We start from the raw sequence: 11,376 nt of genomic DNA on the forward strand, positions 1-11,376 counted from the left end.
CCTATGCCTCGCTCGCGGTCATGCGGCTTTCTAGCCACCGTACACCTGCCGAAACGATCAGGATGAGAACCAGATATTCGAGCACCAGAATGGTGTAGATTTCCAGTGGCCGGTATTCTGAGACCACCAGTTCATTTGCTTTGCGGGTCAATTCCTGCATACCAATGACGGACACCAGTGAAGACATTTTGAGCATATAAACCAGTTGGTTCCCCAAGGCTGGGAGAATACGCCGGATCGCTTGGGGCAGGATAATATAACGCATCGTGTCGCGATAGTTCAGCGAGATTGACTGCGCGGCCTCATACTGACCCTTGCCAATAGATTGGATGCCTGCGCGAAAAATCTCGGCCTGAAACGCGCTGTCCGACAACGCAAGCGCTAGAACACCAGCCCAGAAGACATTGAGCGTAAGGCCGGTCAGTGTCGGCAGGCCGTAGTAGACCCAAAGTATTAGAACAAGGATCGGAACTGCGCGGACGACTTCGACATAGGTGCGGTTGAAGATGCGCCAGCCGCGTTTGTCTGACAGACCGGGCAGGGCGACCAATAATCCGACCACGACCGAGATTAAGATCGCCGTCAGTGACATCAGGATCGTGTTGTACGCACCCGTCATCATAAATTGCAGGTTGCTCCAGCCTTTTGGCGTGCTGGGATCGACGACGTACCATCCCCAATTTCCCGAACATCCCGCAAGGGTGAGCACGGCAAAGATCAGTGCGAGGCGTGTTATGAGACGTTTCATATCGGCCCCTCTCAGTGGTTTAGAATTTGTTGAAGGAAGATGCCAAAGCGTTTGGACTTGGGCGCTGTAAACACGTCGTCTGGTGGGCCGACCTCGACGATTTCACCTTTGTCCATAAAGACCATGGTGTCGGCGACACGACGAGCAAACCCCATTTCGTGTGTAACGACGATCATTGTCATTCCAGAGCTTGCAAGCTCGGTCATGACCTCAAGAACTTCGGCGATCATCTCAGGGTCCAACGCCGATGTCGGCTCGTCAAACAGTAAAATCCGTGGCTCCATACACAATGACCGCGCAATCGCGACGCGCTGTTGCTGGCCACCTGACAGTTGTCTTGGCAGTTTGTGTGCTTGGTCAGGGATTTGGACCCGCTCTAGATATGTCATCGCACGTTCGTTGGCCTCGGCCACCGACAGGCCCAGCACACGGCGCGGCCCCAATGTCAGATTCTCTAGAACGGTCAAATGAGGGAACAAATTAAATTGTTGAAAAACCATACCGACATTGGCCCGAATTTTATCAAGGCTCTCATCGCTGTCGGTCAGTGTAACGCCGTCCACGACAATGTCGCCCGCTTCATGCGCCTCTAAACGGTTGATGCAGCGGATCAATGTCGACTTGCCAGATCCTGATGGACCACACACCACCACACGTTCGCCTAACGATACTGTCAAATTAACATCTTTGAGAGCCTGAAAAGATCCAAAGAACTTTGACACGTTGCTAATGGTGATTAACGGCTCTGTTTTGGCCATGGTCGATCGCTCTTTTCTCTGGAACCCCAGATGATCGCGCGGACGTGAGCGCGAAATAAAATACGTCCCTTTGCATTTGCAAATACGTCAGGCACACTAGATTGCAACGCACATGAGAAAAGGGAAACCCATGAAATTCTTTAAGATTGCTGCCACCGCCGTTGTTTTGGCGACTTCTGCTGTAGCTGCTAATGCACAGTCATCTTTGAACGAAATCCTCTCCTCCGGTGTGCTCAAGGTTGGCACAACAGGTGACTGGAACCCGATGACGATGCGTGACGTCGCGACCAACACTTACGAAGGCTATGACATCGATGTGATGACTGCACTGGCTGCAGATCTCGGTGTCGAGGTAGAGTTCGTGCCAACAGACTGGAAAACTCTGGTCAGCGGTGTGACCTCGGGCCAGTACCACATCACAGGGTCCGCTTCAGTTTCGCCAAGCCGCGCCAAGGCCGCTGGTTATTCGAATAGCTATTTCTCGTTGGTCACTGTGCCGCTGATGCTGAAATCCAACATGGATAATTTCGACAGCTGGGAAAGTCTGAACATGGAAGGCGTATCCGTTGCCGCGACTTTGGGAACAACCCAAGAGACGCAGGTCAAACAGTTCTTCCCAAATGCCGAGCACCGCATCGTCGAGGCCCCAGCACGTGATTTCCAAGAGGTCCTGTCGGGCCGTGCTGATGCAAGCATCACGTCGAATGTCGAGGCGAACAAATTGGTCGCGCAATACGACCAATTGATGATCGTTCCTGTTGAGGCTGGTCGCGCGCCAACACCGGTTGCGATGCTGTTGCCGCAGGCCGATCAGGTTTGGATCAACTACATCAATACGTGGATCACGCTCAAGCAAGAGCAGGGTTTCTTTGACGAACTCGGCGACAAGTGGCAGCTGACTGTTGACTAAGTCGGATTGTGATACATCCTAGGGGCCGGTCGGAAACGACTGGCCCTTTTTTTGCCTGCTACACTTGGATCATCGAAGTCACATGCTGAATATCTATACCGTCCCCGTTGCGACCTACTGCGCAAAACTGCGCGTCATGATGCGGCACAAATCCATTGAGTGGACCGAACTGCCGCCACCCGGTGGATACGGTTCCGCCGAATACAAGGCGATTGTTCCATCGGGCAATTTACCTGCGATGGTCCATGACGGTTTTATGTTGGCGGATAGCGAGGCTATTGCTGAATACCTCAACGAAGCCTTTCCCGAAACGCCGATGCTGCCAGAGACATTGCAATTGCGTGCCAAGGCGCGCGAGATGGGGCGGTTTCATGATACACGGCTCGAACCTGCGGTGCGCGCAATGTACCCCCAAGTGGCCTATGCGACACGCGACGCCGAGGCATTGGCCGCGGGCGGCGCTATCATTTCCAAACACCTTGATGCGCTGGATTTGCTGCTTGCCCACAATCCGCTAGATGCCGAGACTTTGTGGCTGTCCGATTGCGGGTTTGCGGTGACCTTTGCATGGATAGCAGCGTTTGAAGACGTGATGGGCTTGCCCGTGGTTTGGCCGCAATCGGTGTTGGATTACCGTGCGCGACTGGATAGATTTGAGGCTGTCGAAATCGAGCTTGCGCATTACGCGCCAGCGATGGACGACTACTTGCAAAAGGCCAAACCACCTGCGCAATAATGCGCAACCAATGCCGAGGCTTAGATGAAACGTTCTACTATTAATTCGATCATGGCAGAGGCGGATGAATTGATCCGCCATCACGGTTTTGCATTGCCGCCTTGGGCCTATTGGACAGCTGATGTGTTCCGCGCCAATGCCGAGGCTGCGGAGGCCGTGATCACCGCACGTTGCGGGTGGGACATTACCGACTATGGTGCTGGACGCTACGACGAGATGGGCCTGTTTCTGTTCACCTTGCGCAACGGTCGCCTGACCGACCTGCAGCGCGGAGGCGGCATGTGTTATGCTGAAAAATTATTGATTTCGAAGCAGGATCAACTGTCACCCATGCACACGCATGTCATCAAAGCGGAAGACATAATCAATCGGGGTGGGGCCACCTTGGTGATCGAGTTGTTCGGCTCAGATGACGACGGCAATTTTGCCGAGGACCGTGGCGGTGTGGTCATGTGCGATGGCATCCGCCGTGAGTTCGGCGCTGGAGAAAAGCTAAAGCTCGCAGCGGGTGAAAGCGTCACTCTTATGCCCGGGGATTGGCATGCGTTCTGGGGCGAAGGCGGCGATGTATTGATGGGCGAAGTGTCGACTGTGAACGACGACGAGACCGACAACATTTTTCGCGAACCGATTGGACGTTTTGCCCAAATCGAAGAAGACGTTGATCCGACCCATTTGCTGGTCAGTGACTACAAGACGTGGCTATCCGCAGTCTAATTGTGAGGTGGTTGGCGGTATTGGCGACAGGTCATTGAGCAATGGCCTTCGCGCCCTTCTACCAAACTAGGTTCCACTAAGTGAAACTGAGTTCCAATATTTGTATTTTTTACCTGCGCCGCTCTGGTGTGTTGCGAGACTGAGGCCTAGTGTTGTGTTCAAAGGCTGATGGCCCACGAATAGGAGACCCTCGGGATGAAAAAAATCGACATCGAAGAACTGCGGTCGCGCAAATGGTTCATGAACAAAGACAACGCGGAGATGACCGCGCTGTATCTCGAACGCTATTTGAACTACGGCCTGACGCGCGAAGAGTTGCAGTCCGGCAAGCCGATCATTGCGATTGCGCAAACTGGTAGCGATCTGAGCCCGTGTAACCGCCATCACTTGGAGCTGACCAAACGGGTGCGCGACGGGATCATTGCGGCAGGGGGCACGCCAATCGAAGTACCGGTACATCCGATCCAAGAGACGGGCAAACGCCCAACCGCATCGTTGGACCGAAACCTTGCCTACCTGTCATTGGTCGAAACTTTGTTTGGTTATCCGTTGGACGGAGTCGTGCTGAATATCGGATGTGACAAAACCACGCCCGCGCTCTTGATGGCGGCGGCGACAGTTAACATTCCGGCGATTGCACTGTCCGTCGGTCCAATGCTGAATGGCTGGTGGAAGGGCGAGCGTGCAGGCTCCGGCACCGTGATTTGGAAGGCACGCGAACAGCTCGCTGCTGGCGAAATCGACGATGATGAATTCATGGAAATTGCGGCGGCCTCGGCTCCGTCGGTCGGGTACTGCAACACGATGGGCACTGCCACCACGATGAATTCTCTGGCCGAGGCGCTGGGCATGCAGTTGCCGGGCGCCGCCGCGATCCCAGCCCCATACCGCGAACGTGGTCAGATCAGTTATGAAACGGGCAAACGCATCGTCGATATGGTGTGGGAAGATCTGCGCCCAACTGATGTTATGACGCGTGAAGCTTTTGAAAATGCTATTGTTATCAACTCCGCCATTGGCGGATCAACCAATGCGCCGATCCATTTGAATGGCATCGCGCGGCATCTGGGTGTGCCGTTGAACAACGATGACTGGCAAACGCACGGACATCACATCCCGCTGTTGGTAAACCTGCAACCAGCAGGCAAATATCTGGGTGAAGATTACCAGCAGGCTGGCGGTGTCCCTGCCGTTGTGTCCGAGCTGCTGGCTGCGGACTTGTTGCCCCACCCGAACGCAGTGACGGTCAATGGCCAGTCGATGGGCGACAACTGTCACGCACACCGTTCGAGCAATACAGACGTCATTATGACGGTTGAAAATCCATTGATGCAGCAAGCCGGTTTCATTAACCTTTCTGGTAACTTGTTCGACAGCGCGATCATGAAAACCAGTGTCATCAGTGCAGATTTTCGCCAACGGTATTTGTCGAATGCTGACGACCTGAATGCGTTTGAGGGGCGTGCGGTTGTCTATGACGGGCCCGAAGATTTCCATCACCGCGTCGATGATCCGTCGGAAGAGCTAGATGAGAATTGCATCATGTTCATGCGTGGCGCAGGACCCAAAGGGTACCCGGGTGGCGCTGAGGTCGTGAACATGCGGCCCCCAAGCTATCTGATCAAAAAGGGCATTCATGCGTTGCCTTGTATTGGGGACGGGCGCCAGTCTGGGACGTCGGGTAGCCCATCAATCCTGAACGCCGCACCAGAGGCCGCTGACGGCGGTGGTTTGGCGCTGTTGCAGAGCGGTGATCGCGTGCGGATTGATCTGAACACCTGCACGGCTAACATGCTGGTTCCAATGGATGAGTTGGCGGATCGTGCCGCCAAGCTGGTGGCTGACGGCGGGTATGCCCATCCTGAAAGCCAGACGCCGTGGCAGCAGTATTTCCGCGAGCTTGTTGGTCGCTTTGACGAAGGCATGATCCTGCGAGATGCGGACGGATACCAAGATATTTCGCGCAAGTACTTGCCGCGCGACAGTCACTAAAGGACCAAAAAAATGAAGCTGGTACGGTTTGGAAAACACGGCGCAGAACAGCCTGGATGTATCGACGAGGATGGCACACTACGTGACCTGTCCGGTGTGATTTCGGATATCGACGGTGACGCTCTGTCGGATGAGAAATTGGACATGCTCCGCGGTTTGGATCTAAGCGCATTGCCCTCAGTCGCAGGTGCCCCACGTATCGGCCCATGTGTAGGGAATATTGGGAAATTTCTGTGCATCGGTCTGAACTATTCAGATCACGCCGCAGAGGCGGGTATGGCTGAACCTGAACATCCGATCCTGTTTTTCAAAGCAAATTCAGCAGTTTGCGGGCCAAACGATACCGTCCTGATCCCACGTGGGTCAACCAAAACGGATTGGGAAGTCGAACTAGGCGTCGTGATCGGACTTGCCGCAAAATACGTCGACGAAGTTGACGCTCTGGATCATGTGGCCGGATATTGCATCGTCAATGATGTGTCTGAACGGCATTTCCAGACCCAGTTGTCTGGCCAATGGACCAAAGGCAAATCTTGCGACACGTTCGGGCCGACAGGTCCGTGGCTCGTGACACGTGACGAGGTGGCTGATCCACAAAAATTGGATTTGTCGTTGGATATAAACGGCGTCCGTATGCAAACTGGAAACACCTCTAAGATGATCTTTTCCGTCGCTCAGATCATCTCGCATTTGTCCCAATTGATGACGCTGCATCCGGGCGATGTGATCAGCACTGGAACGCCCCCCGGAGTGGGGATGGGGATCAAACCAGAGCCTGTCTATTTGTCCGCCGGAGACGAGATGATCTTGCGAATCCAAGGGTTGGGCGAGCAACGTCAGAATGTCGGCCAAGACAGCTAGTTTTAGTAATTTGCGTATTTTGGGGTTAAAATTACGTAATTTGCATATTTGGGCGGCTGAAATTCTGTTCACGTTTTTCATTTTTCGGGCAAGTGACGAATACCGACTGAGAAATGTCGCTTTTCAGCTTTTCACGCTAGAAGCTCGTGCGAAGCTACCCCATAGTCGGCGGGCTAATCGCCACGCCGGCGAAACTCAGGGAGACTAAAAAGATGAAAATGAAAATGTTGGGCGCTGTTGCGCTGACAACTGCGAGCCTCGGTGCGACGTCTGCAATGGCAGATTGCGGCGAAGTTTCGATCACTGAAATGGACTGGGCATCGTCTCAGGTTGTGACTGCGGTTGCTTCGTTCCTGATGGAGCAAGGCTATGGCTGCGAAGTCCAAAAAGTTCCATCCTCGACTGTTCCTGCGCTGACATCGTTGGCTGAAACTGGCGAGCCGGACATCCTGACCGAAGTTTGGGCAAACTCGACACCAGCATACGCTGGCCTGCTCGAAGAGGGTAAACTGATCGAGCTGACTAACGTTCTGTCTGACGGTGGTGTAGAAGCATGGTGGATCCCTGCGTATCTCGCAGAGAGCAACCCAGAGCTGACCACTTGGGAAGGCATCATGGCGAACCCCGCAGCTGTCGGTGGCAAATTTCACGACTGCCCTTCGGGTTGGGCGTGTGACATCATCAACAACAACAACCTGACTGCTTTGGGCATCGAAGGCACTGGCCTCGAGCGGTTCCAGCACGGTTCCGGTGAGACACTGCAGACATCTATCGCTGCAGCCTACGCAGACCAGCAGCCTTGGTTGGGCTACTACTGGGCACCAACAGCTGTTTTGGGCAAGTACCCAATGGTTCAGGTTCAGGTTGGTGAGTACAATGCAGATGCGCACACGTGTAACGGTGACGTAGACTGTGCCGACCCAACATTCTCGGCATATCCTGCTGCGAAAGTGACAACAGCTGTTTCTGGCGCGTTCATGGAGCGTGAGCCAGAGGTTGCTGAGCTGCTCAAGAACGTATCCTTCACGAACGCTCAGATGGGCGAAGTGCTGGCATGGCGTCTGGACAACAACGCGTCCAATGAAGAAGCCGCAGTTTACTTCCTGACATCCTACAAGGACGTTTGGGCTGACTGGCTGAACGACGAAGCCAAGGGCAAGCTGTCCGCTCTGCTCAAGTAAGCAAAGCCTATACGACACGACCCTTCCGGCCATATGGTACGGGAGGGTCAACCATATCAGGGAACAAAAAATGGCGTTTTATGACGGGCTTTTCCGGCTCTTGGGGCTAGAGGATTGGTGCGGAGGAGGAGCGTCTGATGCACCTCTCTCGATGGCTGATCTGTTGGCACAATCGAATGGTGAGGACTCAGCGCAAGGCGCGTTTTTCCCCTTCCCTTCACTCGATAATTTGAATGAAAGCTGTGGCAATCTTAGCCAGACCCGTGACCTGACCAAGGGCATCGAAGACGGCTTTCTTGCGGCGAAACCGGCGCTAAAGTCCGTGCTGGACCCGATCACCCAACCACTCAGCTGGTTGTTGGACGGGGCGTTGTGGACGTTTAGCGCGACACCGTGGTTCATCATGGTGCCGATCCTAGTTGCCATCGCATGGTTTGCATCTCGGTCCAAACCGGTGACGATCTTCGTCGCCTTTTCCATTCTATTGCTGGCGTTTGTCGATCACTACGATGTGGCGATGCAGACGCTATCGATTATCTTTGTCTGTACGGGGATATCGATTGTGCTTGGGGTGCCGATTGGCATTGCGATGTCCAAATCCGACAGGCTGCAAAGATCCGTCGTGCCGATTTTGGATCTGCTTCAAACCTTACCGACCTTTGTGTATTTGATCCCGCTGATCTTCTTGTTCTCGGTCACGGAATCCAAGCTCTATGGCATCGCGATCATTCTTTATGCGATCGTACCTGTGATCCGTCTAACGGACCTTGGTATTCGTCTGGTTGATCAAGACGTCATCGAGGCGGCCAACGCATTTGGCATGAATTCCAACCAAAAGCTGCTCAAGGTTGAGCTGCCGCTGGCGTTGCCCAACATCATGGCTGGTGTGAACCAGACCATCATGATGAGCCTCGCGATGGTTGTGATTGCATCGTTGGTGTCGGCACCTGGTTTGGGTGTGAACGTGCTGCGCGGTATCCGGAACCTTGAATTGGGTGTGGGTATTGTTGCGGGTATCGGCATCGTTTTGTTGGCTGTCATCTTGGACCGCGTGTCCAAGGCGGCGCTGTCGCGGGTCGATATGACCCATAAATCCCACTGATTGGAGGCAATGACATGAGCGATATGCCAAAAGTTCGTCTGAGCGGCCTCTACAAGATCTTTGGGGCGCGGCACAAAGACATGATGCCACACGTCAAGGCAGGGATGGGCAAGCCTGAACTGCTGGAAACCCACGGGCATGTGTTGGGTCTGCAAAACATCAATGTCGACGTGCAAGCGGGCGAGATCACGGTTGTAATGGGTTTGTCGGGCTCAGGGAAATCCACTCTGATCCGTCACCTGAACCGTTTGATTGACCCGACTGATGGCGAGATCCTGATTGACGGGATCGACGTGATGAAGCTGTCGGACGCTGAATTGCGTAAGATGCGTCAGGACAAAATGTCGATGGTGTTCCAAAAGTTCGCGCTGTTGCCGCACCGTACGGTGCTGCAGAACGCGGCGATGGCACTAGAGGTCCAAGGCGTCGACGAGGCGACCCGCAATGCCGAAGGCATGAAGTGGCTCGCGCGTGTGGGTCTGGACGGCTACGAGAACCATTTTCCAGCACAGCTGTCTGGTGGCATGCAACAGCGTGTGGGCATTGCCCGCGCACTGACGGCAAACACCGACATCATGTTGATGGACGAAGCGTTTTCGGCGCTGGACCCTCTGATCCGTACGGACATGCAGAACTTGCTTCTTGAGCTGCAAGAAGAGCTGCACAAAACCATCGTTTTCATCACACACGACTTGGACGAGGCCCTGAAACTGGCGGATCACCTCGTGATCCTAAAGGACGGCGCCGTGGTCCAGCAGGGCGAGCCGCAAGGCATCTTGCTGAACCCGTCTGATCCGTACATCGAGGACTTTGTCAGCGACATTAACCGTGCGCGCGTTTTGCGTGTGCGGTCGGTGATGCAACCATTGAGCAAGGGCAAATTCTCGGCTGATGTCGACGCGAACGACAACCTAGAGAGCCTGATTGCGTTGTCTGGTGGTGATACCAAGCACAAGTACCGCGTGATGGAAGACGGCGAAGCTGTTGGCCAGATCGATATGCGTGATTTGGTCGTCGCACTGGTGCCGCGGATTTCTAGCGCGGCCTGATTTAGACCGGCAAAAAACAACGGGCCGCATCAGGGAAATCTGGTGCGGTCCGTTTCGTTTATGGCGGAAGTGGCGTCTAGATTACGGCCTTTTCAATGATGGGGTTGTTTTGAGTTACTCTCTCATAGTGAAACAGGCTTAGGTCCAGCGTGCGGTATTCGCCGTGTGCGATCATCTCGGCCGTGCCGCGACCTACAGCTGGGGACTGCTGGAACCCATGACCTGAAAAGCCGTTGACGAAGACAAAGTTGGTCACGTCAGGGTGGGGGCCTAATACGGCGTTTTGATCCAGCGTATTGTAGGCATAGTGCCCCGCCCAAGAGTTGATTAGTTTAATCGCCTCGAATTGTGGGATGCGGTTGGCGATGGCTGGCCAGACTTTGTCCTGCCAGATGCTGTGGTCCTCGATATAGTCATCGTGGTCGACGGCTGGATCATCATCGGGGGGACAGCCGGCCAGATAATAGGTGCCATCAGTGCGCATATGGACACCAGAGGGATCGATGGTAAGCGGCAGGTCGCGGTCGAGAGGGCGTTCTGCGGCGAATATGAACGTGTAGCGTTTGCGCGGCTCGATAGGCAGATGGATACCTGCCATTTCACTGGTCAGGCTCGCGCGGGGGCCCGAGGCATTGACCACAGTGTCGCAGGAAATCACCTCACCCGAGGCCAATGTGACCGTTTCAACGCGGTTGCCTGCCGTGTTTAAACCCATACCCGTGACGGTGTTGTTGACGTATTCAACACCGCGTTCACCGGCCACACGTTTCCACCAATCAAACAGAGTGTTGCCGTCGAAATAACCTTCGTCCTTGAGATTGTGATTGGCCCCCAGAATGCCGTCGAGATTGTAGAACGGATAGTCGCGGGCGATATCATCAGGGGACATGTGTTTGGTGCCTGCGCCGAGCCGGGCCTGTACCTGTTGCGTATCCTTGAGTGTGCTTACAAATTCGTGCGTGTCGGCCATGTACATATAGCCATAGCTTTGCAGTACGGGTTGGGGGACGCGCTCGTCATTCCCCATATACTCTCGAAAGTTCTTAACAAAATCAGCAGCAAACTGGCTCATCTTGATGTTCACTTCGGTCGAGAATTGCTGACGCATGCAGCTGTTGGTGTGAACGGTCGAACAGGCGGCATAGGTCGTATCGCGTTCCACGACGAGAACGCTGCCATCGAAATCTGGGTTGTCAGACAAGAACCATGCGACGCTAGACCCAAGCATTGCGCCGCCGACGATCACAACGTCATAGCTGGTCTGTTTTGGGGCTTGGGTTGTCATGGTGGGATCCAGAATCAAGAGGTGTTGATCCAAGCGT

Annotated in this window: 11 protein-coding genes; 8 read left to right on the forward strand and 3 right to left on the reverse strand. The window is 54.3% G+C overall.

Annotated features, from left to right (window positions below; all coding sequences use genetic code 11):
* Position 1: 1 nt before the first annotated feature.
* Together TR2A62_RS01360 and TR2A62_RS01365 are read right to left on the reverse strand one after the other, a co-directional pair.
* A complete protein-coding gene (locus TR2A62_RS01360) occupies positions 2-748 on the reverse strand; it encodes an amino acid ABC transporter permease (RefSeq protein WP_009159881.1) in 747 nt (248 codons plus the stop codon).
* Between the two features lie 11 nt (positions 749-759).
* On the reverse strand, positions 760-1,506 hold the full coding sequence (locus TR2A62_RS01365) for an amino acid ABC transporter ATP-binding protein (RefSeq protein ID WP_009157577.1): 747 nt from the start codon (positions 1,504-1,506) through the stop codon (positions 760-762).
* A 130-nt stretch (positions 1,507-1,636) separates the two neighbouring features.
* Between TR2A62_RS01365 and TR2A62_RS01370 the strand changes: the two genes are divergently transcribed.
* The 8 genes from TR2A62_RS01370 to TR2A62_RS01405 all read left to right on the forward strand — a co-directional run bounded on the left by TR2A62_RS01370 (position 1,637) and on the right by TR2A62_RS01405 (position 10,054).
* Positions 1,637-2,416, forward strand: a complete 780-nt coding sequence (locus TR2A62_RS01370; RefSeq protein WP_009160584.1) for a transporter substrate-binding domain-containing protein — start codon at positions 1,637-1,639, stop codon at positions 2,414-2,416.
* A gap of 82 nt (positions 2,417-2,498) precedes the next feature.
* Positions 2,499-3,152 (forward strand): glutathione S-transferase family protein, encoded by a 654-nt coding sequence (locus TR2A62_RS01375; protein ID WP_009158732.1) that lies wholly within the window; start codon positions 2,499-2,501, stop codon positions 3,150-3,152.
* 24 nt (positions 3,153-3,176) lie between these two features.
* The gene (locus TR2A62_RS01380) at positions 3,177-3,869 is read left to right on the forward strand and encodes a D-lyxose/D-mannose family sugar isomerase (RefSeq protein WP_009159483.1); all 693 of its coding nucleotides are present in this window, start codon (positions 3,177-3,179) and stop codon (positions 3,867-3,869) included.
* Positions 3,870-4,064: 195 nt separating this feature from the next.
* Positions 4,065-5,861 carry an IlvD/Edd family dehydratase gene (locus TR2A62_RS01385; RefSeq protein ID WP_009160373.1) on the forward strand — a complete coding sequence of 599 codons (1,797 nt, stop codon included), beginning with the start codon at positions 4,065-4,067 and terminating at the stop codon, positions 5,859-5,861.
* 12 nt (positions 5,862-5,873) lie between these two features.
* Positions 5,874-6,722: a fumarylacetoacetate hydrolase family protein gene (locus TR2A62_RS01390; protein ID WP_009157472.1), complete on the forward strand. Its 849-nt coding sequence runs from the start codon at positions 5,874-5,876 to the stop codon at positions 6,720-6,722.
* Positions 6,723-6,934: 212 nt separating this feature from the next.
* Positions 6,935-7,903, forward strand: coding sequence for an ABC transporter substrate-binding protein (locus TR2A62_RS01395; RefSeq protein WP_009159260.1), 969 nt, complete (start codon positions 6,935-6,937; stop codon positions 7,901-7,903).
* Positions 7,904-7,973: 70 nt separating this feature from the next.
* Positions 7,974-9,005, forward strand: a complete 1,032-nt coding sequence (locus TR2A62_RS01400; RefSeq protein WP_009159990.1) for a proline/glycine betaine ABC transporter permease — start codon at positions 7,974-7,976, stop codon at positions 9,003-9,005.
* Positions 9,006-9,019: 14 nt separating this feature from the next.
* The gene (locus tag TR2A62_RS01405) at positions 9,020-10,054 is read left to right on the forward strand and encodes a glycine betaine/L-proline ABC transporter ATP-binding protein (RefSeq protein ID WP_009160788.1); all 1,035 of its coding nucleotides are present in this window, start codon (positions 9,020-9,022) and stop codon (positions 10,052-10,054) included.
* A 76-nt stretch (positions 10,055-10,130) separates the two neighbouring features.
* On the opposite strand, the gene TR2A62_RS01410 is transcribed toward TR2A62_RS01405, so the two are convergent.
* Positions 10,131-11,339 carry an FAD-binding oxidoreductase gene (locus TR2A62_RS01410; protein WP_009157874.1) on the reverse strand — a complete coding sequence of 403 codons (1,209 nt, stop codon included), beginning with the start codon at positions 11,337-11,339 and terminating at the stop codon, positions 10,131-10,133.
* Positions 11,340-11,376: the final 37 nt, after the last annotated feature.

The organism is Thalassobium sp. R2A62, from assembly GCF_000161835.1.
Lineage (GTDB): Bacteria > Pseudomonadota > Alphaproteobacteria > Rhodobacterales > Rhodobacteraceae > Thalassobium.

What these genes read in the sequence shown, in the direction of transcription:
- TR2A62_RS01395 (WP_009159260.1), top strand. Translation starts at nt 6,935, where the DNA reads ATGAAAATGAAAATGTTGGGCGCTGTTGCGCTGACAACTGCGAGCCTC.
- TR2A62_RS01375 (WP_009158732.1), top strand. Translation starts at nt 2,499, where the DNA reads ATGCTGAATATCTATACCGTCCCCGTTGCGACCTACTGCGCAAAACTG.
- TR2A62_RS01370 (WP_009160584.1), top strand. Translation starts at nt 1,637, where the DNA reads ATGAAATTCTTTAAGATTGCTGCCACCGCCGTTGTTTTGGCGACTTCT.
- TR2A62_RS01400 (WP_009159990.1), top strand. Translation starts at nt 7,974, where the DNA reads ATGGCGTTTTATGACGGGCTTTTCCGGCTCTTGGGGCTAGAGGATTGG.
- TR2A62_RS01405 (WP_009160788.1), top strand. Translation starts at nt 9,020, where the DNA reads ATGAGCGATATGCCAAAAGTTCGTCTGAGCGGCCTCTACAAGATCTTT.
- TR2A62_RS01390 (WP_009157472.1), top strand. Translation starts at nt 5,874, where the DNA reads ATGAAGCTGGTACGGTTTGGAAAACACGGCGCAGAACAGCCTGGATGT.
- TR2A62_RS01410 (WP_009157874.1), bottom strand. Translation starts at nt 11,339, where the DNA reads ATGACAACCCAAGCCCCAAAACAGACCAGCTATGACGTTGTGATCGTC.
- TR2A62_RS01380 (WP_009159483.1), top strand. Translation starts at nt 3,177, where the DNA reads ATGAAACGTTCTACTATTAATTCGATCATGGCAGAGGCGGATGAATTG.
- TR2A62_RS01385 (WP_009160373.1), top strand. Translation starts at nt 4,065, where the DNA reads ATGAAAAAAATCGACATCGAAGAACTGCGGTCGCGCAAATGGTTCATG.
- TR2A62_RS01360 (WP_009159881.1), bottom strand. Translation starts at nt 748, where the DNA reads ATGAAACGTCTCATAACACGCCTCGCACTGATCTTTGCCGTGCTCACC.
- TR2A62_RS01365 (WP_009157577.1), bottom strand. Translation starts at nt 1,506, where the DNA reads ATGGCCAAAACAGAGCCGTTAATCACCATTAGCAACGTGTCAAAGTTC.